The 23,916-nt window shown below is 62.3% G+C and carries 31 protein-coding genes; 14 read left to right on the top strand and 17 right to left on the bottom strand.

All coding sequences use genetic code 11. The features are described from left to right. From AYB31_RS02425 to pdxJ, 8 genes are all read left to right on the top strand, one after another. Positions 1–1,422 carry a DegQ family serine endoprotease gene (locus AYB31_RS02425; RefSeq protein ID WP_068825439.1) on the top strand — a complete coding sequence of 474 codons (1,422 nt, stop codon included), beginning with the start codon at positions 1–3 and terminating at the stop codon, positions 1,420–1,422. 151 nt (positions 1,423–1,573) lie between these two features. Then, on the top strand, positions 1,574–3,373 hold the full coding sequence (lepA, locus tag AYB31_RS02420; protein ID WP_068825436.1) for a translation elongation factor 4: 1,800 nt from the start codon (positions 1,574–1,576) through the stop codon (positions 3,371–3,373). 5 nt (positions 3,374–3,378) lie between these two features. Further along, positions 3,379–4,230, top strand: a complete 852-nt coding sequence (gene lepB / locus AYB31_RS02415; RefSeq protein WP_068825434.1) for a signal peptidase I — start codon at positions 3,379–3,381, stop codon at positions 4,228–4,230. 107 nt (positions 4,231–4,337) lie between these two features. Further along, complete coding sequence (locus AYB31_RS02410) at positions 4,338–4,715, top strand: DUF4845 domain-containing protein (protein WP_068825433.1); 378 nt, start codon at positions 4,338–4,340, stop codon at positions 4,713–4,715. Then, positions 4,712–5,401 (top strand): ribonuclease III, encoded by a 690-nt coding sequence (gene rnc, locus AYB31_RS02405; protein ID WP_068825431.1) that lies wholly within the window; start codon positions 4,712–4,714, stop codon positions 5,399–5,401. The genes AYB31_RS02410 and rnc overlap by 4 nt, the downstream gene beginning before the upstream one ends. After that, positions 5,394–6,296, top strand: coding sequence for a GTPase Era (gene era, locus AYB31_RS02400; protein ID WP_068825429.1), 903 nt, complete (start codon positions 5,394–5,396; stop codon positions 6,294–6,296). Before rnc ends, era begins: the two co-directional genes overlap by 8 nt. 137 nt (positions 6,297–6,433) lie before the next feature. Next, a complete protein-coding gene (gene recO / locus AYB31_RS02395) occupies positions 6,434–7,132 on the top strand; it encodes a DNA repair protein RecO (RefSeq protein WP_068825427.1) in 699 nt (232 codons plus the stop codon). Then, positions 7,125–7,871, top strand: a complete 747-nt coding sequence (pdxJ, locus tag AYB31_RS02390; RefSeq protein ID WP_068825425.1) for a pyridoxine 5'-phosphate synthase — start codon at positions 7,125–7,127, stop codon at positions 7,869–7,871. Before recO ends, pdxJ begins: the two co-directional genes overlap by 8 nt. Before the next feature lie 57 nt (positions 7,872–7,928). Here pdxJ and AYB31_RS02385 read toward each other — a convergent pair whose 3' ends face one another. The 5 genes from AYB31_RS02385 to AYB31_RS02365 form a co-directional block, all read right to left on the bottom strand. After that, on the bottom strand, positions 7,929–8,483 hold the full coding sequence (locus tag AYB31_RS02385) for an NAD/FAD-utilizing enzyme apparently involved in cell division (RefSeq protein WP_068825423.1): 555 nt from the start codon (positions 8,481–8,483) through the stop codon (positions 7,929–7,931). A 66-nt stretch (positions 8,484–8,549) separates the two neighbouring features. Continuing rightward, the gene (locus tag AYB31_RS02380) at positions 8,550–9,563 is read right to left on the bottom strand and encodes a GGDEF domain-containing protein (RefSeq protein ID WP_068825421.1); all 1,014 of its coding nucleotides are present in this window, start codon (positions 9,561–9,563) and stop codon (positions 8,550–8,552) included. Positions 9,564–9,670: 107 nt separating this feature from the next. Next, positions 9,671–9,850, bottom strand: coding sequence for a hypothetical protein (locus AYB31_RS02375; RefSeq protein ID WP_068825419.1), 180 nt, complete (start codon positions 9,848–9,850; stop codon positions 9,671–9,673). A 73-nt stretch (positions 9,851–9,923) separates the two neighbouring features. Beyond that, positions 9,924–10,133, bottom strand: a complete 210-nt coding sequence (locus AYB31_RS02370; RefSeq protein WP_068825417.1) for a cold-shock protein — start codon at positions 10,131–10,133, stop codon at positions 9,924–9,926. A gap of 205 nt (positions 10,134–10,338) precedes the next feature. Further along, positions 10,339–11,028, bottom strand: coding sequence for an endonuclease (locus AYB31_RS02365; RefSeq protein WP_068825798.1), 690 nt, complete (start codon positions 11,026–11,028; stop codon positions 10,339–10,341). A gap of 179 nt (positions 11,029–11,207) precedes the next feature. On the opposite strand from AYB31_RS02365, the gene AYB31_RS02360 reads away from it, so the two are divergent. From AYB31_RS02360 to AYB31_RS02345, 4 genes are all read left to right on the top strand, one after another. Next, entirely contained in the window at positions 11,208–11,999 is a 792-nt protein-coding gene (locus tag AYB31_RS02360; RefSeq protein ID WP_068825415.1) for a PP2C family protein-serine/threonine phosphatase, read from the top strand. A 12-nt stretch (positions 12,000–12,011) separates the two neighbouring features. Continuing rightward, the gene (locus AYB31_RS02355) at positions 12,012–13,682 is read left to right on the top strand and encodes a serine/threonine-protein kinase (protein ID WP_068825413.1); all 1,671 of its coding nucleotides are present in this window, start codon (positions 12,012–12,014) and stop codon (positions 13,680–13,682) included. Positions 13,683–13,699: 17 nt separating this feature from the next. Beyond that, on the top strand, positions 13,700–14,548 hold the full coding sequence (locus AYB31_RS02350; protein WP_068825411.1) for an FHA domain-containing protein: 849 nt from the start codon (positions 13,700–13,702) through the stop codon (positions 14,546–14,548). Between the two features lie 101 nt (positions 14,549–14,649). After that, complete coding sequence (locus AYB31_RS02345; protein ID WP_068825408.1) at positions 14,650–15,936, top strand: phospholipase; 1,287 nt, start codon at positions 14,650–14,652, stop codon at positions 15,934–15,936. A 139-nt stretch (positions 15,937–16,075) separates the two neighbouring features. Here the strand turns inward: AYB31_RS02345 and AYB31_RS02340 are convergent, their stop codons facing one another. From AYB31_RS02340 to AYB31_RS02310, 8 genes are all read right to left on the bottom strand, one after another. Further along, positions 16,076–16,927 (bottom strand): substrate-binding periplasmic protein, encoded by an 852-nt coding sequence (locus AYB31_RS02340; protein WP_068825406.1) that lies wholly within the window; start codon positions 16,925–16,927, stop codon positions 16,076–16,078. A 68-nt stretch (positions 16,928–16,995) separates the two neighbouring features. Continuing rightward, positions 16,996–17,319 carry a DUF2025 family protein gene (locus tag AYB31_RS02335; protein ID WP_068825404.1) on the bottom strand — a complete coding sequence of 108 codons (324 nt, stop codon included), beginning with the start codon at positions 17,317–17,319 and terminating at the stop codon, positions 16,996–16,998. A gap of 196 nt (positions 17,320–17,515) precedes the next feature. Continuing rightward, positions 17,516–17,647: a hypothetical protein gene (locus tag AYB31_RS22105; protein WP_269085687.1), complete on the bottom strand. Its 132-nt coding sequence runs from the start codon at positions 17,645–17,647 to the stop codon at positions 17,516–17,518. Between the two features lie 124 nt (positions 17,648–17,771). Continuing rightward, positions 17,772–18,176: an NUDIX hydrolase gene (locus AYB31_RS02330; RefSeq protein ID WP_068825402.1), complete on the bottom strand. Its 405-nt coding sequence runs from the start codon at positions 18,174–18,176 to the stop codon at positions 17,772–17,774. Further along, on the bottom strand, positions 18,173–18,361 hold the full coding sequence (locus AYB31_RS02325) for a hypothetical protein (protein ID WP_068825400.1): 189 nt from the start codon (positions 18,359–18,361) through the stop codon (positions 18,173–18,175). Before AYB31_RS02325 ends, AYB31_RS02330 begins: the two co-directional genes overlap by 4 nt. Beyond that, on the bottom strand, positions 18,361–19,062 hold the full coding sequence (locus tag AYB31_RS02320; RefSeq protein WP_068825398.1) for a YebC/PmpR family DNA-binding transcriptional regulator: 702 nt from the start codon (positions 19,060–19,062) through the stop codon (positions 18,361–18,363). Before AYB31_RS02320 ends, AYB31_RS02325 begins: the two co-directional genes overlap by 1 nt. Before the next feature lie 81 nt (positions 19,063–19,143). Beyond that, complete coding sequence (locus tag AYB31_RS02315; protein ID WP_068825396.1) at positions 19,144–19,506, bottom strand: hypothetical protein; 363 nt, start codon at positions 19,504–19,506, stop codon at positions 19,144–19,146. 97 nt (positions 19,507–19,603) lie between these two features. Next, positions 19,604–20,353 (bottom strand): 3-oxoacyl-ACP reductase family protein, encoded by a 750-nt coding sequence (locus AYB31_RS02310; protein WP_068825394.1) that lies wholly within the window; start codon positions 20,351–20,353, stop codon positions 19,604–19,606. Positions 20,354–20,466: 113 nt separating this feature from the next. Between AYB31_RS02310 and AYB31_RS02305 the strand changes: the two genes are divergently transcribed. Then, on the top strand, positions 20,467–21,390 hold the full coding sequence (locus AYB31_RS02305; protein ID WP_068825392.1) for a LysR family transcriptional regulator: 924 nt from the start codon (positions 20,467–20,469) through the stop codon (positions 21,388–21,390). A 114-nt stretch (positions 21,391–21,504) separates the two neighbouring features. On the opposite strand, the gene AYB31_RS02300 is transcribed toward AYB31_RS02305, so the two are convergent. Together AYB31_RS02300 and AYB31_RS02295 are read right to left on the bottom strand one after the other, a co-directional pair. Beyond that, positions 21,505–21,894 carry a DUF3597 domain-containing protein gene (locus AYB31_RS02300; protein WP_068825390.1) on the bottom strand — a complete coding sequence of 130 codons (390 nt, stop codon included), beginning with the start codon at positions 21,892–21,894 and terminating at the stop codon, positions 21,505–21,507. 59 nt (positions 21,895–21,953) lie between these two features. Next, the gene (locus tag AYB31_RS02295) at positions 21,954–22,277 is read right to left on the bottom strand and encodes a hypothetical protein (protein ID WP_068825388.1); all 324 of its coding nucleotides are present in this window, start codon (positions 22,275–22,277) and stop codon (positions 21,954–21,956) included. A 232-nt stretch (positions 22,278–22,509) separates the two neighbouring features. Here AYB31_RS02295 and AYB31_RS02290 point away from each other — a divergent pair, with 232 nt between their 5' ends. Continuing rightward, positions 22,510–22,926 carry an HPF/RaiA family ribosome-associated protein gene (locus AYB31_RS02290; protein ID WP_068825386.1) on the top strand — a complete coding sequence of 139 codons (417 nt, stop codon included), beginning with the start codon at positions 22,510–22,512 and terminating at the stop codon, positions 22,924–22,926. A gap of 64 nt (positions 22,927–22,990) precedes the next feature. Here AYB31_RS02290 and AYB31_RS02285 read toward each other — a convergent pair whose 3' ends face one another. Together AYB31_RS02285 and AYB31_RS02280 are read right to left on the bottom strand one after the other, a co-directional pair. Beyond that, on the bottom strand, positions 22,991–23,272 hold the full coding sequence (locus AYB31_RS02285) for a peptidylprolyl isomerase (protein WP_068825384.1): 282 nt from the start codon (positions 23,270–23,272) through the stop codon (positions 22,991–22,993). A gap of 64 nt (positions 23,273–23,336) precedes the next feature. Further along, positions 23,337–23,891 (bottom strand): GNAT family N-acetyltransferase, encoded by a 555-nt coding sequence (locus AYB31_RS02280; RefSeq protein ID WP_068825382.1) that lies wholly within the window; start codon positions 23,889–23,891, stop codon positions 23,337–23,339. Positions 23,892–23,916 lie beyond the last annotated feature (25 nt).

The raw sequence follows: 23,916 nt of genomic DNA, 5'->3' as shown, positions 1-23,916 counted from the left end.
ATGCTGAGCCTGAAATCCCCGTTGTCTGGTTTGCTGGCGCTGTTCTTGCTGGGGCAGGTGTCTCTGGCCAGGGCTGAATTGCCGGAGTTTACCGAGTTGGTCGAGCAGGCCTCGCCAGCCGTGGTGAACATCAGTACGCGGCAGAAGTTGCCGCAGCGCGAGGTGGCTGCCCAGGGGCAGATGCCTGACCTGGAAGGGTTGCCGCCGATGTTTCGCGAGTTCTTCGAGCGCAGCATTCCGCAGATACCGCGCAATCCGGGTGGGCGCCAGCGTGAAGCGCAGTCGCTGGGTTCCGGTTTCATCATTTCCGATGATGGTTATGTGTTGACCAACAATCATGTGGTGGCCGATGCCGACGAGATCATCGTGCGCCTGTCGGACCGTAGCGAGCTGGAGGCCAAGTTGATTGGCGCTGACCCGCGTACCGACGTGGCGCTGCTCAAGGTCGAGGGCAAGAATCTGCCGACCGTGAAGTTGGGCAAGTCCGATGAGTTGAAGGTCGGCGAGTGGGTGCTGGCGATCGGCTCGCCCTTCGGCTTCGACCATTCGGTGACTGCCGGTATCGTCTCGGCGAAGGGGCGCAGCCTGCCTAACGAGAACTATGTGCCGTTCATCCAGACCGACGTGGCGATCAATCCGGGCAACTCCGGTGGGCCGCTGTTCAACCTGGATGGTGAGGTGGTGGGCATCAACTCGCAGATTTTCACCCGTTCCGGCGGTTTTATGGGGTTGTCTTTCGCCATTCCGATCAATGTGGCCATGGACGTCGCCAATCAGCTCAAGGCCGACGGCAAGGTCAGTCGGGGTTGGCTGGGCGTGGTGATTCAGGAAGTAAATAAGGATCTGGCCGAGTCCTTTGGTCTGGAGAAGCCTGCCGGTGCTCTGGTGGCTCAGGTTCTGGAGTCCGGTCCGGCGGCCAAGGGTGGCCTGCAGGTTGGGGATGTGATTCTCAATCTCAACGATCAGCCGATTGTCATGTCTGCCGACCTTCCGCATCTGGTGGGTGCGCTCAAGCCAGGCAGCAAGGCTGTGCTTGAAGTGGTCCGTGACGGCGAACGCAAGCGTATCAAGCTCGAGATCGGCTCCTTGCCGGAGGAGGGCGATGAGATCGCCCTCGACGAGGCTTCCGGTATCGAGCGCAGCAGCAATCGCCTGGGCGTGTCCGTGGTGGAGCTGAGCGCCGAGCAGAAGAAGGCGCTCGACCTGCGCGGTGGTGTGGTCATCAAGGAGGTGCAGAACGGTCCTGCCGCGCTGATTGGCCTGCGTCCGGGTGATGTCATTACTCACCTTAACAATCAGGCCATCGATACGGCCAAGACGTTCGATGAGGTAGCCAGCAAGCTGCCGGCCAATCGTTCGGTATCGATGCGCGTGCTGCGTCAGGGGCGTGCCAGCTTCATTACCTTCAAGCTGGCGGAATAAGGCTAGTGCGTCTCGTAAAGGGCGACTCCGGTCGCCCTTTTTTGTGCGCGGTGCGCGCGGAGCGTGGGTGACGGGCAAGTCGCTGATCGGGTAGAATTCCCGGCTATTTTTCGGCGGGCAGCCTGCCTGCGGTTTTTTCGAGTGTCGATCTGTGAGTGACCTGAGTCATATCCGCAATTTTTCCATCATCGCCCACATCGACCATGGCAAGTCGACCCTGGCTGACCGCTTTATCCAGATATGCGGTGGCCTGAGCGACCGCGAGATGGCGGCCCAGGTTCTCGACTCCATGGACCTGGAGCGTGAGCGCGGCATCACCATCAAGGCTCACAGTGTGACCCTGCACTATCCGGCGCAGGACGGTAAGACCTATCAGCTGAATTTCATCGATACCCCGGGGCACGTCGACTTCACCTATGAGGTGAGCCGCTCCCTGGCGGCCTGTGAGGGTGCGATTCTGGTGGTCGATGCCGGCCAGGGCGTCGAGGCACAGTCGGTTGCCAACTGCTACACCGCTATCGAGCAGGGCCTTGAGGTCATGCCGGTACTGAACAAGATGGACCTGCCCCAGGCCGAGCCGGAGCGGGTCAAGGATGAAATCGAACATATCATCGGCATCGACGCCACGGATGCCGTGCCCTGCAGCGCCAAGAGCGGTATGGGCGTCCTTGATGTGCTGGAGCAACTGGTCAAGGTGATTCCGGCGCCCACTGGTGAGATCGATGCGCCGTTGCAGGCGCTGATCATCGACTCCTGGTTCGACAATTACCTGGGCGTGGTTTCCTTGGTGCGCGTGCGTCATGGCCGTATCAAGAAAGGCGACAAGGTGCTGGTCAAGTCCACCGGCAAGGTCCATCAGGTCGACAGCGTCGGCGTATTCACTCCCAAGCACACGGAAACCGCCGATCTCAAGGCTGGTGAAGTCGGCTTCATCATCGCGGGCATCAAGGATATTCACGGTGCGCCGGTGGGCGATACCCTGACCCTCTCGGCGACGCCCGATGTCGAGATGCTGGCGGGTTTCAAGCGAGTCAAACCGCAGGTTTATGCAGGTTTGTTCCCGGTCAGTTCGGATGATTTCGAAGATTTTCGTGAAGCCCTGCAGAAGCTGACGTTGAACGATGCTGCGCTGCAGTACGAGCCGGAAAGTTCGGATGCACTGGGCTTCGGCTTCCGCATCGGCTTCCTCGGCATGCTGCACATGGAAATCATTCAGGAGCGCCTGGAGCGCGAATACGACCTGGATCTGATCACCACTGCGCCGACCGTGGTCTTCGAAGTGGAGATGAAGAACGGCGAGACGCTGTATGTCGACAACCCGTCCAAGTTGCCCGACCCGGCCGGCATCCTCGACATGCGCGAGCCCATCGTGCGGGCCAATATCCTGGTGCCGCAGGAGCATCTGGGCAACGTCATTACCCTATGTATCGAGAAGCGCGGCGTGCAGCGCGATATGCAGTTCCTCAGCAGTCAGGTACAGGTTTCCTATGACTTGCCGATGAACGAGGTGGTGATGGACTTCTTCGACCGATTGAAGTCGGTCAGTCGTGGTTATGCTTCGCTGGACTACAGTTTCGATCGCTTCCAGTCGGCTAATCTGGTGCGTCTGGACGTCATGATCAACGGCGAGAAGGTCGATGCGCTGGCGCTGATCGTGCATCGTGATCGTGCTCACCAGAAAGGGCGTGCGCTGACCGAGAAGATGAAGGAACTGATCCCACGGCAGATGTTCGACGTGGCGATCCAGGCTGCCATCGGTGGGCAGATCATTGCCCGTACCACGGTCAAGGCGCTGCGCAAGAACGTATTGGCCAAGTGCTACGGCGGCGACGTCAGCCGTAAGAAGAAGCTGCTGGAAAAGCAGAAGGCCGGTAAGAAGCGGATGAAACAGGTCGGTAGCGTGGAAATCCCCCAGGAAGCCTTCCTCGCCGTACTCAAGGTGGATAGTTAATCCCTATGTCGTTCAATTTTCCGTTGATTCTGGTGATCGCCGTTGCGGTCTGCGGCGCCCTGGCCTTGCTGGACCTGCTGCTGCTGGCGCCGCGTCGCCGAGCAGCCATCGCGACCTATGAAGGCCAGGTTGGCGAGCCTGATGAGCAGGTTCTGCAGGGCCTCAGTCGTGAACCGCTGCTGGTTGAGTACGGTAAGTCGTTTTTCCCTGTGCTGGCCATTGTGCTGGTGCTGCGTTCCTTTCTGCTGGAGCCGTTCCAGATTCCCTCTGGGTCGATGAAACCAACCCTGGAGGTGGGCGATTTCATCCTGGTCAACAAGTTCGCCTATGGCATTCGTCTACCGGTAATCGATACCAAGATCATCGAAGTGGGTAATCCGCAGCGCGGTGATGTGATGGTGTTCCGTTACCCGAGCAACCCGAGCATCAACTACATCAAGCGGGTGGTGGGTTTGCCTGGCGATCAGATCAGCTATACGGCGGACAAGCACCTGTTGGTCAACGGCAAGCCAGTGGCTGAGCAGTTCCTTGGCGAGGAGGAAGGCTCCTTGGGGCGGACCCTGCTCTATAAGGAGAAACTGGGCGAGATCGAACACATGATCCGCAAGCAATTACGCCGCAACATCATGCCCGGCGACCAGTGGACAGTGCCTGAGGGGCATTACTTCATGATGGGCGATAACCGCGATGACTCCAATGACAGTCGCTACTGGAACGATGCGCATATCCCGCGGGAGCTGTGGGGTATGGTGCCGGATCGCAACATCGTCGGTAAGGCTTTCGCCGTCTGGCTGAGTTGGCCGGATCCGAAGCTGAGCAATCTGCCGAATCTCTCCCGGGTCGGACTGATCCACTGATGCAGCTAATCTGTGGCGCGCTGTTCAATCTGACGGCGCCTGCTTATATATAGTCATGCCCTTCGCCTTCGGGCATTGCATAACAACATTGATAATTGAGGTTGACCATGACATTTGCGCGTTCGCAGAAAGGCATGTCCCTGTTGGGGTGGATGGTGGTTCTATCTCTGGTCGTTTTTCTGGCCAGTGCAGTATTCAAGATGTTTCCCCACTACATGGAGTACATGTCTCTGGAGAAGATCATTTCCTCGGTCGAAACAGATGCGAGCCAAGATATTAACTCCGTTGGTGCGTTTTACGGGCACGTGTCTCGGGGCCTTGAGGTCAATGGTATTCGTGATTTCGATCTGAAAGATTCGCTAGACGTTAAGCTTGAGGGTAATGAATTTCTTGTGCATTTGAGCTATGAACGTCGTGAGCCGCTAATTCAGAATCTCTCTCTGGTCGCCACTTTCGATAAAGAATTCCGCGTACGCAAGCCGTGAGCGCTTCCCTTGCCAGGTTGGAGCGTCAGCTCGGCCATGTCTTCCAGAACCAGGAGCTGATGCTCCTGGCCCTAACCCATCGCAGCTTTGCCGGGCGCAACAATGAGCGTCTGGAGTTCCTTGGTGATGCCATTCTTAACTTCGTTGCTGGTGAGGCGTTGTTCGAGCGCTTTCCCCAGGCACGTGAAGGCCAGTTGTCACGATTGCGTGCACGCCTGGTGAAAGGTGAGACCCTGGCCATACTGGCGCGTGGTTTCGATCTGGGTGAGTACCTGCGCCTGGGCTCCGGTGAGCTGAAAAGTGGCGGCTTCCGTCGTGAGTCGATTCTTGCCGATGCCCTCGAGGCGCTGATCGGTGCCATCTACCTGGATGCCGGCATGGATGTCGCGCGCGAGCGGGTATTGGCCTGGCTGACCAACGAGCTGGACAGCCTGACCCTGGTGGATACCAACAAGGACCCGAAGACGCGCCTGCAGGAGTTCCTGCAGTCGCGCGCAGTCGAGCTGCCGCGCTACGAGGTGGTGGATATCCAGGGCGAGCCTCATTGCCGTACTTTCTTCGTGCAGTGCGATGTGTCTCTGCTGACCGACAAGACCCAGGGGCAGGGCGCCAGCCGGCGCATCGCCGAGCAGGTCGCCGCCGCTGCCGCCCTGGTGGCCCTCGGCGTGGAGAATAGCCATGACTGATGTACCCGTAACACGCTGTGGCTATGTTGCCATTGTTGGTCGCCCCAACGTGGGCAAGTCGACTCTGCTCAACCATATCCTCGGGCAGAAGCTGGCGATTACCTCGCGCAAGCCGCAGACCACCCGCCACAACATGCTCGGCATCAAGACCGAGGGTGAGGTGCAGGCCGTCTATGTGGATACTCCCGGCCTGCACAAGAACAATGAGAAGGCGCTCAACCGCTACATGAACCGCAGTGCATCGACGGCCCTCAAGGATGTCGATGTGGTGGTGTTCGTGGTCGACCGTACCCGCTGGACCGATGAAGACCAGATGGTTCTGGAGAAGGTTCAGTATGTGAAGTGTCCGATCCTGCTGGCGGTCAACAAGGCCGATCGTCTGGAGGAAAAGAGCGAACTGCTGCCGCATCTGGAGTGGCTGGCCACTCAGTTGCCGCAGGCTGAAGTGGTGCCGATCTCCGCCTTGCACGGGCAGAACCTCGACACGCTCGAACGTCTGGTGGCGGAGAAGCTGCCGGAGTCGGAGCACTTCTATCCGGAAGACCAGATCACTGACCGTTCCAGTCGCTTCCTGGCTGCCGAGATGATCCGCGAGAAGATCATGCGTCAACTCGGTGCCGAGCTGCCCTACCAGATCACTGTCGAGATCGAGGAGTTCAAGCAGGAAGGGCGCATCCTGCACATTCACGGTCTGATTCTGGTCGAGCGTGATGGGCAGAAGAAAATCATCATCGGTGACAAGGGTGAGCGGATCAAGCGCATCGGTCAGGAGGCGCGCAAGGACATGGAGGTGCTGTTCGACTCCAAGATCATGCTCAACCTCTGGGTCAAGGTGAAGGGTGGTTGGTCCGACGACGAGCGAGCGCTGCGTTCCCTGGGCTATACCGACTTCTGATCCCTGTCCCCGTGGCGTATCGGCAGGCTCTGGTTTGTTGATACGACTCGGGTCGAGTAGCTCTGGATAAGCACCGTGCGTTCACCTGTTTCCGCTTGCCAGACTTAGCTTGCGACTCCTTAACAGGATTTGATTCCATGCTCCCCGGTGCGCTTCCGGCTTTTGTCCTGCACAGTCGCCCTTACAAGGAAACCAGTGCGCTGGTTGACTTTCTGACCCCGCAGGGGCGTCTGCGTGCGGTGTTGCGTGGTGCGCGTGGTAAGGCCGGCAGTCTGGCGCGACCCTTTGCGCCTCTGGAGCTGGAGTTGCGAGGGCGTGGTGAGCTGAAGAATGTGGCTCGTCTGGAGTCTGATGGTGTCTCCCATTGGTTGCAGGGACAGACGCTCTACAGTGCCATGTATCTCAATGAGCTCCTGTTGCGCCTACTGCCGGCAGAGGACCCTCATCCGTTGCTGTTCGACCACTACAGTCTGACGCTCCAGGCCCTGGCTGGTAATCCTCCCTTGGAGCCTCTGCTACGCGCATTCGAATGGCGTCTGCTGGATGAGCTGGGCTATGGTTTTGCCCTGGATGTCGATATCGATGGTCAGCCCATCAGGGCGAGTGGTCTGTATCGGCTGCAGCCGGACGCCGGGCTCGAGTCGGTGCTGCAGCTGCAGCCGGGGCTGTTTCAGGGTGCCGATCTGCTTGCCATGGCCAATGCTGACTGGTCCTCTCCAGGTGCACTGGCGGCGGCCAAGCGCCTGATGCGCCAGGCGCTGGCGCCTCATCTGGGCGGCCGACCGCTGGTCAGTCGCGAACTCTTCATGAATCTCAAGGAACCTGCTCGTGACTGAAGCCAACCGTATTCTGCTCGGCATCAATATCGATCACGTCGCCACCCTGCGCCAGGCACGTGGCACCCGCTATCCCGATCCGGTCAAGGCGGCTCTGGATGCCGAAGAGGCTGGGGCCGATGGCATCACCGTGCATCTGCGTGAAGATCGTCGGCATATCCAGGAGCGTGACGTCCGGTTGCTCAAGGATGTGCTGCAGACACGCATGAACTTTGAAATGGGCGTTACCGACTTCATGCTCGACTTCGCCGAGCAGATTCGTCCTGAGCACATCTGTCTGGTGCCGGAAACCCGTCAGGAGCTGACTACCGAGGGCGGCCTGGACGTGGCTGGGCAAGAGGAGCGTATCAGGGCTGCAGTGCAGCGCCTGGCCAAGCTGGGCTGTGAAGTCTCGTTATTCATCGATGCCGAGGAGCGCCAGATTGAGGCGGCGCGGCGTATTGGCGCGCCGGCTATAGAGCTGCATACCGGCCGCTACGCTGATGCTCATACCCCGGAGGAGGCCGCCCGTGAGCTGGCGCGTATTCGTGATGGTGTTGCCTGCGGACTGGCCCATGGCTTGATCGTCAATGCCGGCCATGGCCTGCACTACCACAACGTCGAGCCGGTAGCTGCGATTGCTGGTGTGCATGAGCTGAATATCGGGCATGCCGTCGTCGCTCACGCGCTGTTCGTCGGCTTCAAGGCTGCGGTGGCGGAGATGAAGCAGCTGATCGTCGCAGCTGCGGCACGTGGCTGATGTCGGCACTCTGTAGTGCAGTAGGCGCAGGCGTCGGGGCCTGCGCCTGGCTGACTGTCACATCAGTTTGCGCAGTTGATGCAGTTTGTGGTGCAAGGCTACCGCCCACCCGGGGCTGGCCTGCCCCATGCCAGCAAGTTGCAGTTGGGGGTGATGGGCGATGGCCTGTGCCAGGATCGGTTCCTGGGCCTGACTGACATCCACGAAGAACAGGTGCTTGCCTTCATGCAGGCGATCCGCGAAGTGGCGGAAGGCGCTGTTGGGTTGTTGCAGTCCGAACAGGCTGCCTTCCCAGATGCTGAAGCCGAGTAACACGGCGGCGAGGAAAATGAAGGGGATCCAGCCTGCCGCTGTATTGCCCCAATCGTTCAGCCAGGCCAGTAGCAGCACCACTGCGGCCAGGGCTATGCCGATCAGGCTGCCAATCTGGCCAGAGTGAACCACGTCCTGTTTGAGGATCGAGGGCACCTCGTGCAGCTGGTGCTGCTCTACCTCGGCGTCCCGTTCGCTCAGGACATGAATCTGTTCAGTGGCGATGCCGCCAGCTTCAAGCTCGCTTTCCAGTTGTTCCAGATCGTTCAGGTCGTCGCTGATGTAGTAATGCCGGTTCATGGCACACCTCCCATCTCAAGGCGTCGCTCCCCCGGGGCGGCTGGTCAAGGGCCATGATTGGCCTGCTTACAGTGTAGTCAGCGGTTCGCGGCTGGTATCGATGATACTGCGATTGCGCCCGTTGCTTTTGGCCTGGTACAGGCATTGATCGGCCCGCTGTAACCAGTGACTCCAGGGCTCGTCCTGGCGCAGCATGGCGCCACCGATGGAGACGGTGACCATTCCTCCCGGGCTGCGCAGCTGGATACGCACCTGCTCCAGCAGGTTGTCGGCAGCAGCCTTCAGGCCCTGGGGGGTGGTATCGGGCAGGAGCAGCAGGAATTCTTCGCCGCCAAAGCGGAACAGGCGGTCTTCCTTGCGTGAGCAGGTCTTGATCAGTTCGACGAACTCGACCAGAACCAGGTCGCCGGCGTGGTGGCCATACTGATCGTTGATCTTCTTGAAGTGATCCAGATCCATGGCTAATACCCCGTACTGGCGACCGTGGCGGCGCTGACTGGATACGGCGATCTTCAGCTCTTCGTTCATCGCTCGGCGGTTGCGCGCGCCGGTCAGCGGATCATGAATTGCCAGTACCTGCAGTTGCTCGCGCTGTATGCGGGTGCGGTAGGCGAAGATGAAGGTCAGTACGCCGGCCATGGCGTTGGTGACGAGAAAGGAGATCATCTGGTAGTGGCTGTCGAATACGCTGCCGGGCACCCAGATGGAATGACCGACCAGGCCAGCGAGAACCAGCAGGCTGGCAACTATCGCTTTGCCGGGGGAGACCATGAAGAAGTTGAAGAGGATCAGTGGATAGATCCAGAACAGACCATTGACCCCGAGATTGATGGCGATCAGGGTGGCGCCTACGGAAAATACGCCGGCAAGATAAAGGCCGGGTTTCTCCGTGTCTCCGGTGCGCCAGGCATAGATCACGGCGGTTATGGTGGAGAGGACGATGATGCTGTCGGCGATGCCGACCAGGTAGTTGCCGTGCAGCAACCTATAGACCGCGTAAGGGGTGATGCCGAGCACACCGATAACGCCCATCAGGGCGATTATGGACAGCTGGAAGTCGTTGCGCAGTCGCTTGAACATCAGCGCGTGCTCATAGTTGTTATGAGCGCAAGCATGCAGCGCTTTGTCGGGCGCGGCAAGGAACTGCTGGGCAAAGTGCCAGTATTTCTGCCGCGCGGCGGTTCGACTTACTTCTTGCCCAGACTGATCTGGCGGGTGGGCGTCCAGGATTGGCCACTGACACCTTTGGCGACCTGCTGGATTTCCCCACCGGAACTGAGGAAGGCGGCAACCTGTGCTTCCAGGGACTCACGGGTCTCCACAGCTGCTGGCGGCTTGGCTTGCGGGGTGGCTTTCTTGGCTCGCATGGTTCACCTCATTAGGGAAATTACGGGGATAAAAAAACCGGCCCGTGGGCCGGTTCTTTTAGAGCCGGGAAGATCAGATAACCTGAACTTCGTCGGCCTGCATGCCTTTCTGGCCCTGGACGGCGATGAAGGAAACCTTCTGGCCTTCCTGCAGGCTCTTGAAACCGGTGCTCTGGATGGAGCGGTAGTGAACGAACAGATCAGCACCGCTTTCCGGGGTGATGAAGCCGAAGCCTTTCTCGTCGTTGAACCACTTAACGGTGCCAGTTTGACGTGCGGACATGGGATATCTCCTTGAACAAAGTGAACACAGCACTGGAACAGCCCAGGCCATGACTGAGTGCAAAGAGTAAAGAAACCGAGGTAGGTCGGACCGAGATCTAAACCGGTCGATTTGCGGTGACACATGCAGCACAGTCCGGACACCCTACAGGTAAAGCCGGGTTTTACCTAATGATTTTTGCTTTTTTCCGGTAAGTGGTCGCGCTTCAGCGGCAGGCTTTCAGGTCGATTTTGCCGACGAATGAATTGCCCCAGCCCATGACGCAGGCTATTCGCTGATTGCGCCGGCGCTCCCAGTTCTGCACCGGGTAGGCGTGATTCCAGGCCTCATAGAGCTTGCGCTCCTGGCGCGACAGGCGCAGGCCATAGCGCTGGCTCATGTAGAAGTAGGTGCGGGCGATCATGCCGCGTACCCGCGTTCGCGGCATGGCCTTGCGCGCCTTGAAATTCACCACCATCGGGCAGGCGCCATATTGCTGCGGTTGCTGTGGCAGCCAGGCGAAGGAGTAGTTGCTGCGGTCGCCGTTGATCTCGCCGATGGCGGGCACCAGGTTGAACAGGTCGGCTTCGGCTCGGCGAAATGTTTCGTCGTTGCGGGCGCAGTTCTTCCGTCCACCTTGCTGCCAGCAGCGGCGCTGATGGCCGATGACCCAGGCCGGTACCAGGTGCTCCCACTCGATACGTGCCGCACGCTGGGGATTCTTGCGCGGCAGGTAGCCGCAGCTCTTCAGGTCGACCCGATTGCCGTTGTAGCGACAACCGCAATAGAACTCGATCGACTGGTGGGCATAGAGTCGCCACGCGACTTTCTTGGCTTCGCTGAAAGTGCGTGGCGGTGTGGCGAGGGCGGGCAGAGTGATGCAGAGCAGCAACAGCAGGGCACAGCGCTTGGGCATGGATACGGCATCCCGAAAAAAGCGCGGCATCATACCTGGCTGCATGCTGGCGATGGGCTTGCTGCGCTGCCTGCCACGTGCCGCTGGCTGAGGACTGCTTAACAGTTCCACCGCCCTGGGCTGACAGGCGTGGGCCGGCGCCGCATCATGCACCTATGCAGTCAGGAGGTCGTTCGCCCATGAGCATGTCGCTCACCCAGCAGTCCCTCGGATATTCGGCGCAGAGCGTCGCCGGTCAGGTGCGCGAACATAACGAGGACGCCGTGTTATGTCTGCCCCGGCTTGGCTTGTGGGCGGTGGCCGACGGCATGGGCGGACATCAGTGCGGCGAGGTGGCCAGTGCCCTGGCGCTGAAGATCCTGGGCGACGAAGTTGGCTCAGGTACGGCGCTGGATCAGGCGATCCTCTGTGCCCATCGCAATATCCTGGCGGCCAGTGAGCAGGCGGGAGGGCGTGCCATGGGCAGCACGCTGGTTGCCGTGCAGTTTGTGGACGATGAGTTCGAAGTGGCCTGGGTCGGCGACAGTCGAGCCTATCGTGTGAGCCTGGACGGGATAGTGCAGCTGACCCACGACCATAGCTGGGTGCAGGCAATGATCGACGCCGGTGAGCTGAGCCAGGAGCAGGCTCGCCAGCATCCGCGGCGCAATATCGTGACCCAGTGCCTGGGCTTGGCCGGGCAGGCGCTCGAAGTGGGGCGGGTGCGTGGGCGGCTGCAGCCGGGTGAGTTGCTGCTGCTGTGCAGTGACGGCCTGACCGGCGAACTGAACGATGAACAGATTCAGGCGGTCTGTGCCAGTGCGGCCACTCTCGATGAGTTGGTCGAGCAACTGGTGGGGCTGGCAAACCAGCTGGGCGGCAGAGACAATATTTCCTGCGTCGCGCTGGCCCATAACGTGGCCGACTCGCCACAAATCGCTACAAAATCGCGCAACTTCATTAGTCGTTGGCTCACTTCCCGCAAGCACTGACAGACACATCCAATGAGCGACACTCTGCTTGAAATACCCGGCTACCGCGTACACGGGCAACTGGGCAAAGGCGGTATGGCCGAGGTCTACCTGGCTACCCAGCAGTCGCTGCATCGCAAGGTGGCGATCAAGGTGCTGCGCGATGCCGAGGACGAAGCGTTCAGCAAGCGCTTCGTGCGCGAGGCGCACATAGTCGCCTCGCTCAATCATCCATCGATCATCACCATTCACGATGTCGGCCGCCTGCCCGACGGGCGCGATTACCTGGCCATGGAGTTCCTCGCTGGTGGCGATCTGGCACGGCACAAGGGCGAATTTTTCGCTCCCGAGCGCGCCCTGCAGATCGTTCGTCAGGTGGCCAGCGGCCTGGCCGTGGTGCACGACAAGGGCCTGGTACACCGTGACGTGAAGCCGGCCAACATTATGTTTCGCGAGGATGGCACCGCGGTGCTCACCGACTTCGGCGTGGCCAAGGATCTGGACATCGACAGCGAGCTGACCCAGTTCGGCGTGGCCGTCGGCAGCCCCGCCTACAGCAGTCCGGAGCAGGCGCAGTGTCAGGTGCTGGATGCCCGTAGTGACATCTACAGCCTGGGCGTGATCCTGCTGGAGATGCTCACGGGTCGTAATCCCTTCCGCGGTGGCAACTACACCCAGACCGTGGTCAACCATGTGCAGATGGCGTTGCCGGCGCTCCCCAATCATCTGACGGCATTCCAGGGGCTGCTGGCGCGAATGCTGGCCAAGGCCCCGGAGCGGCGCTTTGCCGATTGTCGCGAGCTGTTGCTGGCGCTGGATGGCGTGGAGCTGAGCGAGCTGGACGAAACCCAGCTGCGCCCGGCGCTGGCGTTGCCCGAACAGACGAGTCGCGCGCCACGCCGGCGTCGTTCGGCCATGCCGCTGCTGCTGGGGCTTACCCTGCTGGTGCTGATCGGCACCCTTACCTCGACTGCGCTCTACCTCAAGGAGCGGCGGCAGATCGAGGCTTTGCTGGCTCAGGCCGAGCAGCGTTTTGATGCTGGCCAGCTGATCGAGCCTGCGCAGGACAGTGCCGAGCACTATTTCAACCAGGTGCTGCAGCTCGACGACGACAGCGAAGAGGCCCTGTCCGGTCTGCAACGGATCCGCACGGCGCGGATCGAGGCCTTCCTCGCCCTGGCCGAGCAGCGCCTGGCCGCCGGGCAGCTCACCGAGCCGGCTGGCGACAACGCCGATTACTACTACCGCCAGGCTCTGGCCATCGACGCGCAGCATGCCGCAGCCCTGCAAGGCCTTCAGCGCGTGCTGGCTGCGCGTATCGAACGTTACCTGCAGCTGGCCGAGCAGAGCATCGCCGACAAGCGCCTGTTGCTGCCCGAGGAGGACAGCGCGGTGCATTACTACCGGCAGATTCTGGGTTGGGCCCCGGATAATTCCGCGGCTATCGAGGGTCTGAACCGCGTGGCGCTGCTGTACCGCGACATGGCCAATGCCGAATACCGACGCAGCGATTTCCCCGGGGCGCTGGCCATGATCGAGCGCGGCCTGCAGGCCGAACCGGACAACCCAGAGCTGTTGCAGATGCAGGGCGAGCATCAGCAGCTGCTCGACTCGGCCAGGGCCTCCAGGGCCCGCGCCGCCGCTCGTGAAGAGCGCGACAGCAACCCACTCAAGCGCGCATGGAACAACATCTTCGGTCGCTGACCGACAGGACCCGCATCATGCTCAAACTGCATTTCAAGGACAGTCGCCAGGCCCCGGTCTGGCTGGTTGAAGAGCGCGTCACCCTGGGGCGCGATCGGCGCAACCAGCTGGTTCTGGAAGATACCGGGATCAGCCCATTCCACGCCGAGATTCGCCAGGAAGACGGGCTTTATTTCATTGGCGACTGCGACAGCGAGCAGGGCACCTTCGTCAATGACGAGCGGGTCGCCGGGCGCTATCAGTTGCGCCACGGTGACTGCCTGCGCCTGGGCGGCGTGGAGTTGCTGCTGAGCGACCCGAGCCGCGGCACGCCACGCGATGACGTCACCCAGCGCTGGTTCCTGCAGGTGATGCAGGGCGAGCACGAGGGGCGGAAGTTCCACATCAGTGGCTCGATGACGTTTGGCCGCTCGGCCAAGTGCGAGCTGTGCTTCGGTGATGCGCAGCTGTCGCGGCGGCACTGCGAGTTCTTCCTCAAGGACGATGTGCTGGAGGTCAAGGACCTGGCCTCGGCCAACGGTGTGCTGGTCAACGGCGAGAAGATCAACGCAGCGCAGCTCAAGCCCGGAGACCAGTTGCGCATGGGTTCGGTCACCCTGCTGGTGATAGGTCCCAGGGTCGAGACGGAGCAGGTGGAGGAGGCTGACGAGGATGCCACCCTGTTCGTTCGTGCCGTCGATCTGCCGCTGCCCAAGCCGGCCAGGGCGCGTCCCGGCGTGGCCGCTGCGCCAACCATCAACCCCTTGCACGCGGCGGCCCAAGCGCGTTCGGTATCACCTCCAACGAGTGGCGGCGCATGGCGCATGGCCGGGCTGGCCATCGGACTGTTGCTGCTCATTGGTGCGGGGCTGGCCTTCATCGTCTGACGAGCTGCCCGATTGGTGACTGCCAGTGGCGCGACCTGACAGTGTCGGACGCGTTTCGCGCCGGTAGGCTTGCCGCTCATTTTTCTCTTCGGGAAGCCTGTGTGAGAGCGCTCGTACTGTTGTCCTGCATCGGTCTGTTGGCCCTGTCCTGCCAGGCCCTGGCCTGGTCCAACCACTCACTGGGCAGCTTGCTGGCCCTGCGCGATGTGGCGCAAGTTGCCGAGGCGGTGACGGTGGAGCCGCTGGAGGCGTTCCTCGTTGACCAGGCGCCCGCCATCGAGCAGTTGCTGGACGAGCAGGAGCGTTATGCCCGCGAACACTTCGCCTACTATCCCGAGCGTCCGGATGCACTGCGCTGGCGGGGCGCGGCCGGTAGTGATCGGCGGGCCACCTTTCTCGCGGCCCTGCGCATCAATCCCGAGGTGCGTCTGGCCAGTTTCATCCAGCAGTTGCCGGGGCAGGACGCCGCTGGACGACCGACACTGGCCAGCGACCGGGTGCTGGTGTTCCGCAAGGTCGGGCCCTGGAGTCACTGGCGCTACCTGGCGCTGCAGCCGGGCGAACGGGTCACCGCGTTGCAGGTGCTGGCCAGTGCGGCCGACGAGCCGGACTATGGTCACGACATCAACCTGTTCAGCGACAATCCCGGTACAGCCGGGCAGCGCTACAACTTCGGCCCGCAACCCTTTGGCGATGCACGTTTCGAGTATTCGTCGCAGGCGCCGTTTCATATCGGCTACTACCACGAGTCGGCGCTGGTGTTCACGGCGGCACCCTACCTGGGGCAGACCCTGCCGCACTGGCGCATCTACCAGTACACCGGGCTGGCGCGCCTGGCCTTCGCCAGTGGTCATCGTTACTGGGGCTACCGCTTTCTCGGCTGGGCCATGCACTACCTGCAGGACCTTACCCAGCCGTACCACAGCCGCGTGCTACCGGGTGTCGACCTGGCCGACATGGTGCTGATCGAGGCCAAGGCCCAGGCCGGTTTCAACGAGGACCGCGAGGCGGCGATCAAGCGGGTCGCCGACCGTCACACGGCTATCGAGCAGTACCAGTTCGAGCGCATGCAGGCCTTGTTGGCGCAGGGCCAGATGCATGACCCGCTGCTGACGGCCTATGCCGAGCAGGGGCGCGATGCCAGCTATCCGGCCTTCTCCGTGGACTACGCGGTGGATGTGGTGGCGGCCGAGTCCAATGCGCGTGCCGATGAATTCGATGCGCTGATCGGCCAGTGGCTGGCGCGTGGCGTTGCCAGCCAGGGTTTCAGCGAGGGTAATCGGCTGGCGCCGGCGCAACCCGATCCGGCGCTGGATGCGTTGCTGGTGGAACTGTTCAGTCACTTCGGCAGCCACACACGCAATGCCCTCAAAGGTACGCAACCCTAAGAGCCTGTTCAAAGGCTTGCGAGCTAGAGCCAGGCTAGGCAAACACAGGCGAGGAAGCGCAGTTTACGGATGGTAAATGAGCATTTCGAGCCTGTTTTTAACGACGCATGGCCGACGCGCAGCAGCCTTTGAACAGGCTCTAAGGTCGATACCACAGCTCGGCACGCTGCAGCGGTGTCTGTACCGGCAGCAGCGGATTATCCAGTTCGATCACTCGGCGCTGGTCCAGTCGGGCCAGTGCCAGATCGGCGCCGTGGTACTGCTGGAACAGTTGCTCGAAGGAGCCGTCGGCCAGCGCCAGTTCCAGCCCTGCGCGCACCGTTTCGGCCAGCTCGGGGCGCTGGCGGGAGAAGAAGAAATACAAGGCCGTGGGGTAGTGCAGGGCCAGGTGCTGATCTAGCGCAAGATCGCCCGCGCTGACATGGGCGAGTTCCGCGTTGGCCTCTAACACCGCACGGGGGAAGTAGTCGAAACGCTCGGCGCGCAGCATCAGGAACAGGCTGTCGTAGCTGGCGCTGACCTCTACGGGCAGGCCGTGGCTGCGCAGGATGTCCGTGTCCGGCCAATCGTGGCCCTGACCAGCGCGCAGCGCCTGCAACTCAGCGAGGCTATGCACGTTGCGCAGCAGCTCGCGGCGATCCTTGCGCAACAGGGCGATACGCCAGCCGTACAGGCCCTTGTCCAGGGGAATGCGTACCGGCAGCAGGCGCTGTTCGCGCTCGATGCTGGTCATGGTCCAGACCACATCGACCGCCGTGCCCTGCTCCAGATTGAGCAGGGCGCGGTCCTGCTCCATAGGGTGGCGGGAGGGTTTGATGCGCAGCGCACTGCCGGCCTTGTCCAGGGCCAGTTGCAGCAGCGCCAGAGGGTAGCGTGGGCGGAACTCGTCGCCCTGCGGGGCGCGTGGATAGCGCAGCTCGCCCTCCGCCGCGAGGCAGGACGTAGCGCTCAGTGACAGGGCGAGCAGCCAGGGCAGAAGCCGCGAGAGCATCGATTGCAGTCCTTTCAATCGTCGGGCACGCATTATGCCAGCCCATACTGCCCAGCGTTCTCCGCGTGTCAGCCCTGCTTGCGCCGCTCGGCGATGATTTCCGGCAGATCGCTGCGGTGCAGATAGACCCGCAGCGGCTCGGAAATGTTCAGGCGCTCGTCGATGCGTTGTTCCAGCAACAGGCCCAGACGTGCCCGGCTGAGGGTCATCAGCTTGCCCTTGAGCGGTTGCCAGACGAACTCGCAGCAGGGCTGGATGCTGTCTTCGCTGACGTCCAGGCCGAAGGAGTCCTCGCTGAAACGCACGATATGTTGCTGGTGCTTGGCGTTGTAGCCGACCAGACCTTGCAGGGCCTCTGCGGCGGCGCAGATGCTCGATGAAGTGATGCTCATGAAAACCTCCTGTTTGTTGATACGGGTTCCGTCTCAGGGGCGGGTGTTTTTTCGCGGGCGATATTAGGCGCTGGCGGGTAACGCGCCTTGCCGTGGATCAACGCGGAGGTTTGCTGATGGGGCGGGAGAGAGGAGGTCGCCAGCGCTGGTGCTGGCCGTAGAAACGAGCACCCGGCCGAAGCCGGGTGCCGGTGTTTCAGGGATTGGCGGCGTGGCTGCCCAGCAGGGTGGCGCCAGACTTCTTGGAGCGCTTGGCCATGCGTTTTTCCTGGGCGGTCTTCAGGGGCTTTTTCTTCGCCTCCTTGTGCCGGTCGAGTGCCTTGCTCATGGTGGAGTCCTCCGAAAACGATTCAGTTGCGGTGATTCGGTTTCAGGATCATTGCCACCTCCCAGGCTGCGCCAGCCTGCTCTATGCCGTGTCTGCAAGCATAGTCGCGAACGGCGAGGCCGGTTCAGCCGCGCGTCAGGCGGCGCAGGGCGGGCAGTACGTGCAGGTGCAGCAGCGGCGCCAGATCGTCTGGCTCGGGTTGCTGTAGGGCGTACCAACGCAGTTCTTCCAGTTCTGCACCTGCCTGCACCGGTTGCGTCAGGCGGGCGAGAAACAGGCTGGCATCGATCTTGGTGTCGGCTTCGTTGGCGGCTGGCGCGCGGAAGCGGCCGAGCGGGGTGAGGGTCGCCGGGTCTAGGTGCAAGTCCAACTCTTCGCGCAGCTCGCGTTGCAGGGCGTCGAGCAGTGCTTCGCCAGGTTCGACCTTGCCGCCGGGCAGCATGAAAGCACGGGTAGCGCGTTTGCGCACCAGCAGCAGACGGCCCTGTTCGTCGAGCAGGCAGGCGGCGGCGATGCTCAGCAGGTTCAAGCGTCGCGTAGCCGTTGCAGCTCGCGGCGCACCATGGCGGCGTATTCGGGCGGGGTGAGGCGGTACAGCTCGGCAGCTACCCAGTCCAGCCAGCGCGCACCCAGTGCGGTGCGCTGCTCCAGCAGGCGTCGGGCTTCGGCCTCGGCGCCTGCGGCGTGCTGCTGGTGGAAGCTGGCCCGGCTCATCAGCCGGCGAGGCCGACGTAGACGTTCTGCACGTCGTCGTGGTTGTCGAGGGCTTCGAGGAAGGCTTCGACTTCTTCGAGCTGCTCGGGCGTCAGGTTGGTCACCGGGTTCTTCGGCATGTAGCCGATCTTCGCCGAGTTGACGGTGAAACCATGCTCCGGCAGAGCCTTGCACACGGCGTCGAGGTCGGTCAGTTCGGTGACGAACAGGGTGTTACCTTCATCGGATGGCTCGAAATCCTGGGCACCGGCCTCGATGGCGGCCAGCTCTGGATCGGCACCGCTGTCGGAGGAAGCTTCGATCATGCCAACGTGGCTGAAGTCCCAGGTCACCGAGCCGGAGGCGCCCATCTGGCCCTTGCGGAACAGCACGCGGATTTCCGCCACGGTACGGTTCACGTTGTCGGTCAGGCATTCGACGACCACCGGCACCTGGTGCGGGGCGAAGCCTTCGTAGGTGGTGCGTTCGAAGTTGACGGTCTCGCCGAGCAGGCCGGCGCCTTTCTTGATCGCCCGCTCCAGGGTGTCCTTGGGCATCGAGGCTTTCTTGGCCGCATGCACGGCGACGCGCAGTTTGGCGTTGGTGTCCGGGTCGGCACCGTTGCGTGCGGCGACCATGATCTCCTTGACCAGGCGGCCGAAGATCTTGCCCCTGGCGTTGGCTGCGGCTTCTTTAGGTTTGGCTTTCCACTGTGCGCCCATGGCGGTGTTCTCGCTGGTTGCGTCTGACGGAGCCCCGCATGGCGGGACGAACTGAGGGGCGAGATTCTAACGGGTCTGCTTTCAGACGGCGATGGTGAACATCGGCAGATAGAGGGCGATCAGTATCAGTGCCAGAGACAGCCATGTGCAGGCGGTGGCCAGGCCGAGCCCTGCGGAGGCCCAGCGTTCTCTGCTGATCAGCCAGGTACAGAACCAGACGAAGTTGTGTGCCAGTGCGCAGCGCAGGTATATCCAGACGCCTTGCGGATGCTCGACCAGCAGGGCGCTGGGCCAGGGAACCTCGGCGCCAAAAGCGGCGAACAGCTGTGCGTACTGCGGTAGTGCCTGCCACTGCCCGTAAGCAATGGTGGCCGCGGCCAGCAGGGCGAGTAAGGACAGAGCGATCTTCAGTTTCGAGCGGGGAGCTGGGGCGGCGCGGTCCATGCGGCGTTTCCTGATCAGGAGGGCGCGCAGTTTCGCCACTGCCGGGGCAAAAGAAAACCCCGTGCGCGGGCATGCCGGCACGGGGTTGTGGTGTGGATCAGGCGGAGAAGCCGCCGTCGATCAGCAGGTTGGCGCCAGTGATGTAGCCGGCTTCCGGGCCGGACAGGTAGGCGACGAAGCTGGCGATCTCCTCGACCTGGCCGTAGCGCCCCACTGCCATCAGCTGCTTGAGGGATTCGGCGAAGTCACTGTTGGCCGGGTTCATGTCGGTGTCCACCGGGCCGGGCTGCACATTGTTGACCGTGATGCCGCGCGGGCCTAGGTCGCGGGCCAGGCCCTTGGTCAGGCCGACCAGCGCCGACTTGCTCATGGCGTACACGGCGCCACCAGCGAAGGGCATGCGGTCGGCATTGGTGCTACCGATCTGGATGATGCGCCCGCCATTACCCATGTGCAGGGCCGCCTCCTGGCTGGCGATGACCACGCTGCGCACGTTGATTGCCAGGGTGCGGTCGAGGTCTTCCAGGGCGAACTCCTCGATCGGTGCGATGGCCAGCACGCCTGCGTTGTTGACCAGGATGTCGAGGCGCCCGAAGGCTTCCGCGGCTTGGCGGATCGCGCCGCGAATGGCGTCGGCGTCGGCGCTGTCAGCCTTGATCGCCAAGGCGCGACCACCAGCGGCCTCGATGCTCTGAACCACGGCCTGGGCGGCGTCCGGCGATTGGCTGTAGGTCAGGGCCACGGCGGCGCCTTCACGGGCCAGGCGCTTGGCTACAGCGGCGCCGATGCCGCGCGAGCCGCCTTGGATGAATGCCACTTTGTCTTGCAGGGTGAGGGTGTTGGTCATGATCGTCTCCACGGGGGTAGGTGTTTGGTGGAAACGAGTATCTGCCCGGAATTGAATTCTGATTAGTCGGTATTTTCGCGTTTCTTTCGATACTGATGGTTTATAGTCCGGCCATGGATACCCTCAACTGCATCGAGTGTTTTGTGCGCAGCGCCGAGGCCGGCAGCTTTGCCGAGGCCGCAAGGCGCCTGGGCCTGACGCCGGCGGCGGTGGGCAAGAACGTGGCGCGTCTGGAGGCCGAGTTGCAGGTGCGGCTGTTCCAGCGCAGTACCCGCAGCCTGTCGCTGACCGAGGCCGGCGAGCACTTCCTGCGCGAGGCGGCGAGCGGGCTGAGTGGCCTGCAGGCGGCCATGGCCAACCTGTCCAGCCTGCAGGGCCAGCCGGCCGGGGTGCTCAAGGTCAGCATGGCCCCGGCCTTCGGCCGCTATTACGTGATGCCGCTGCTGCCCGAGTTCCTGGCGCGCTACCCGGGTGTGCAGCCGGATTTCCACTTCGATAATCGCCCGGTGGACCTGATCGCCGAAGGCTTCGATGCCGCCGTCGGTGGTGGCTTCGAGATGTCGCCGGGCATGGTGGCGCGCGAGCTGGCGCCGGCGCATCGGGTACTGCTGGCCTCGCGAGCCTACCTGGCCGAGCACGGCGAGCCGCGTGCGCCGGACGAGCTGGCCAGGCATGACGGCATCCTGATCCGTGCTCCGCAGATCGGACGAATTCGTGCCATGTTGCTGCGCAATCGCGAGGGGCTGCAGGCCAGCATCGAGCTGCGCCCACGCATCGTTCTGGGTGATCCGGAGGCGGCCTGCCAGGCGGCGCTGTCGCATCTCGGCATCTGCCTGGTGGCCATGCCGCATGCGCTGCCGCACCTGGTCCATGGCACGCTGGTGCGGGTGCTGCCGGACTGGTACGTGGACACCGGCATCATCTCCATCCACTTCGCCGCGCAGAAGCTGTTGCCGCAGAAGACCCGGGTGTTCGTCGATTTCGTGGTCGAGCAGTTCCGTGCCCAGGGCTTGGCCAAGCGCTTCAGTGCGCACTGAACGGTAGATTGCACGGCCTGCCTAGTCAACTGCTCGGGACAGGCCTGTCGGCGCTGATGCAGGCGTGGGAGGGAACGGAAAGGCGCGTATGCGCCGATCCGCTTGGCGTTTCCGTCAGTCGAGCAGGTCGGCCGGTACGTTGCCGCCGTTGTCCGCCAGCTTCTGCAGCACCGTCTTGTGCAGCCAGATGTTCATCTGCGCCGAGTCGCCCATTTTCTCCGCCGGGCAGCCCAGCTCTGTGGCCAGTTCCTTGCGGGCGCCCAGGCTGCTGTCCAGGCCGAGGAGCTTGAGCAGGTCGACGATGGAGACTTTCCAGTTGAGCTTTTCCGGGTGGCTGGCGGCCAGGCCTTCGAGCTTGGCGACCACGTCCACCACGGCGATGGCTTGCGGCGCAGGTGCGGCGGTCGGGGCGCTGGCTGCCGGTGCGGCGCTGGGCGCTGCTGGTGCGGCCTGGGCTTCGTCGCCGAAGCCGAGTACTTGCAGGATCTTGTTGAACAGGCCCATGGGGTTCCCTCCAGTTTTCCGATATGGAAGCGGGAGCTTAGACCATGGGGCGGGCGGCTTCAGTTCAGGCGCCGGAATTCGCGCTGGCCATTGCTCAGGTGGCCGCTGGCCGGGTCGATGCTCAGCCGCGATGGGCTCTGGCCGTTGCGCAACTGCAGCGCGTCGCCGCTGTACAGGGCAGGAATCTGTCTGGTATCGGGCTGATCGGTGCTCATGGCGGGGCGGGTTTCGCTGATCATGAACTGGTCTTCGTTACGCACGATGTCCAGGGTGGTGCTGGTGGAGCGGGTGTCCTGCCACTTGCCGAGGTACTGCTCGCCTGGCCGCTCACAGCCGCCTAACAGGGTGCCGGCCAGTAGCAGGCCGGCGGACAATCCTTTCATCTGCGCTCCTTGCGTTGATTACTCCTGATGGCCGAAAGATGCCAGATAGAGCGGTTGCTGTCGACCGTGTGGTCTTTTTCGAAACGCCTGAGCGGGCGGGTGAAACCTTGATCCAGCTCAGCAAAGAGTATTTCTCGATTATTCGCTCTATCCATTTCGGCGTTGGAAGGCGTAGGCTGAGGTCGTCGCTGCAGAGCGACATATGGCTGAACGTTTGAATAAGGAAGGCTTTATGCAAATCCAGGTTCATAGCGATAACCACATTGAAGGCAGCGCCCGTCTCGTTAGCTGGGTCAGCGCCAGTATCACCAGCCAACTGCAACGTTTCGAAGAGGAACTGACCCGCGTCGTGGTCCACCTGAACGACGAGAATGGCCATAAGGCCGGCAGCCACGACAAGCGCTGCCAGATCGAGGCGCGGCCCAAGGGCCTGCAGCCGATCTCGGTGACTCACCATGCCGAATCCCTGGAGTTCGCCCTCGATGGCGCCATGGAAAAACTCAACCACGCCCTCGAACACCAACTCGGCAAGCTGCGCCAGCGGCGCGGGCCGAGCCATCGCGACAACGTCGAACTCGATACCAGCGGCGAACAGGATCAGCTGCTGGAAGAAGACTTCATGACCCGGCAGCTGCAACGCAGCGCCTGATTCCTCCAGCCACAAAAAAGCCGCCGGCAGCTCGACTGCCGGCGGCTTTTTGTTGCCTCCGCACTTAGTCTTGGCGCGAGGTAACTTCCAGCAGGTGGTAGCCGAACTGGGTTTTCACCGGGCCCTGGACCACGCCGACCGGGGCGCTGAACACCACCTGGTCGAACTCACGAACCATCTGGCCCGGGCCGAAGGAACCGAGGTCGCCGCCCTGGCGGCTGGACGGGCAGGTGGAGTTTTCCTTGGCGATCTGGGCGAAGTCGGCGCCGCCTTCGATGGCGGTTTTCAGTTCGTTGCACTTGGCTTCGCTGGCAACCAGGATGTGACGGGCAGTAGCGCGGGGCATGGGTGTATCTCCTTTAAGAAAGGTGCAGAGCCTAGCGCAGGGGCGGGCTTGGCGCATCCATCGCCTACAACCTGCGCTGCTCGCGCCATTCTTCCCGGGTGATTTCCCAGATCTGGCTGAGCAGTCGGCCGGCCACATAGTCGCTTTCGCGGGTCGCCACCAGGCGCATGCCGCTGCGTTCGGAGATGCGCCGCGAGACGATGTTGGGCAGTGCTTTCGGCGCCTGCAGCAATGGCTTGTCCAGGGTTTCGAACCAGTAGTCGGTCGCCACCGTGCAGGCTTCCTGCATCAGGCCTTGGCCCTGCCATTGTGGAGCCAGCCAGAAACCGCGGTTGTTGCCTGCTTCCTCGCGCAGGCTGAGCATGCCGATCAGACATTCCGGCTCGCCGCGCGGGCGAATCGTCCAGTGCCACTCGGTGCCGCGTGCCATCGCGGGAAGTGCGAAGTCGCGGAGGAAGGTCAGCGCGCCATCGGCGGGGTAGGGCCAGGGAATCTGGCTGGTCAGGTATCTGACGATTTCCCACTGGGCGAATACGCGCTGGATGGCCGGCGCGTCGGCCAGCTCCAGCGGGCGCAGGAGCAGGGGTGTGGTGCTGAAAGTGGGCAGTGCGGTGTCCATGTCGTACTTCAATCCATTGCAGCTG

It is taken from the genome of Pseudomonas sp. BMS12 (assembly GCF_001592875.1).
Classification (GTDB): Bacteria; Pseudomonadota; Gammaproteobacteria; order Pseudomonadales; family Pseudomonadaceae; genus Aquipseudomonas.
The sequence above is the reverse complement of the archived record's forward strand: the minus strand, read 5'-3'. Positions and strand labels throughout refer to the sequence as shown.

Excerpts from the sequence above, each read along its gene's own strand:
- AYB31_RS02315 (WP_068825396.1), bottom strand. The coding sequence starts at position 19,506 with ATGGACCGCGCCGCCCCAGCTCCCCGCTCGAAACTGAAGATCGCTCTG.
- AYB31_RS02320 (WP_068825398.1), bottom strand. The coding sequence starts at position 19,062 with ATGGGCGCACAGTGGAAAGCCAAACCTAAAGAAGCCGCAGCCAACGCC.
- AYB31_RS02425 (WP_068825439.1), top strand. The coding sequence starts at position 1 with ATGCTGAGCCTGAAATCCCCGTTGTCTGGTTTGCTGGCGCTGTTCTTG.
- AYB31_RS02290 (WP_068825386.1), top strand. The coding sequence starts at position 22,510 with ATGCAAATCCAGGTTCATAGCGATAACCACATTGAAGGCAGCGCCCGT.
- AYB31_RS02350 (WP_068825411.1), top strand. The coding sequence starts at position 13,700 with ATGCTCAAACTGCATTTCAAGGACAGTCGCCAGGCCCCGGTCTGGCTG.
- AYB31_RS02285 (WP_068825384.1), bottom strand. The coding sequence starts at position 23,272 with ATGCCCCGCGCTACTGCCCGTCACATCCTGGTTGCCAGCGAAGCCAAG.
- AYB31_RS02335 (WP_068825404.1), bottom strand. The coding sequence starts at position 17,319 with ATGAGCATCACTTCATCGAGCATCTGCGCCGCCGCAGAGGCCCTGCAA.
- lepB (WP_068825434.1), top strand. The coding sequence starts at position 3,379 with ATGTCGTTCAATTTTCCGTTGATTCTGGTGATCGCCGTTGCGGTCTGC.
- era (WP_068825429.1), top strand. The coding sequence starts at position 5,394 with ATGACTGATGTACCCGTAACACGCTGTGGCTATGTTGCCATTGTTGGT.
- AYB31_RS02295 (WP_068825388.1), bottom strand. The coding sequence starts at position 22,277 with ATGAAAGGATTGTCCGCCGGCCTGCTACTGGCCGGCACCCTGTTAGGC.
- AYB31_RS02380 (WP_068825421.1), bottom strand. The coding sequence starts at position 9,563 with ATGTTCAAGCGACTGCGCAACGACTTCCAGCTGTCCATAATCGCCCTG.
- AYB31_RS02360 (WP_068825415.1), top strand. The coding sequence starts at position 11,208 with ATGAGCATGTCGCTCACCCAGCAGTCCCTCGGATATTCGGCGCAGAGC.
- AYB31_RS02280 (WP_068825382.1), bottom strand. The coding sequence starts at position 23,891 with ATGGACACCGCACTGCCCACTTTCAGCACCACACCCCTGCTCCTGCGC.
- AYB31_RS02310 (WP_068825394.1), bottom strand. The coding sequence starts at position 20,353 with ATGACCAACACCCTCACCCTGCAAGACAAAGTGGCATTCATCCAAGGC.
- AYB31_RS02365 (WP_068825798.1), bottom strand. The coding sequence starts at position 11,028 with ATGCCCAAGCGCTGTGCCCTGCTGTTGCTGCTCTGCATCACTCTGCCC.
- AYB31_RS02325 (WP_068825400.1), bottom strand. The coding sequence starts at position 18,361 with ATGAGCCGGGCCAGCTTCCACCAGCAGCACGCCGCAGGCGCCGAGGCC.
- recO (WP_068825427.1), top strand. The coding sequence starts at position 6,434 with ATGCTCCCCGGTGCGCTTCCGGCTTTTGTCCTGCACAGTCGCCCTTAC.
- AYB31_RS02370 (WP_068825417.1), bottom strand. The coding sequence starts at position 10,133 with ATGTCCGCACGTCAAACTGGCACCGTTAAGTGGTTCAACGACGAGAAA.
- AYB31_RS02355 (WP_068825413.1), top strand. The coding sequence starts at position 12,012 with ATGAGCGACACTCTGCTTGAAATACCCGGCTACCGCGTACACGGGCAA.
- AYB31_RS02385 (WP_068825423.1), bottom strand. The coding sequence starts at position 8,483 with ATGAACCGGCATTACTACATCAGCGACGACCTGAACGATCTGGAACAA.
- AYB31_RS02375 (WP_068825419.1), bottom strand. The coding sequence starts at position 9,850 with ATGCGAGCCAAGAAAGCCACCCCGCAAGCCAAGCCGCCAGCAGCTGTG.
- AYB31_RS02305 (WP_068825392.1), top strand. The coding sequence starts at position 20,467 with ATGGATACCCTCAACTGCATCGAGTGTTTTGTGCGCAGCGCCGAGGCC.
- AYB31_RS02410 (WP_068825433.1), top strand. The coding sequence starts at position 4,338 with ATGACATTTGCGCGTTCGCAGAAAGGCATGTCCCTGTTGGGGTGGATG.
- AYB31_RS02340 (WP_068825406.1), bottom strand. The coding sequence starts at position 16,927 with ATGCTCTCGCGGCTTCTGCCCTGGCTGCTCGCCCTGTCACTGAGCGCT.
- AYB31_RS22105 (WP_269085687.1), bottom strand. The coding sequence starts at position 17,647 with ATGAGCAAGGCACTCGACCGGCACAAGGAGGCGAAGAAAAAGCCCCTG.
- AYB31_RS02300 (WP_068825390.1), bottom strand. The coding sequence starts at position 21,894 with ATGGGCCTGTTCAACAAGATCCTGCAAGTACTCGGCTTCGGCGACGAA.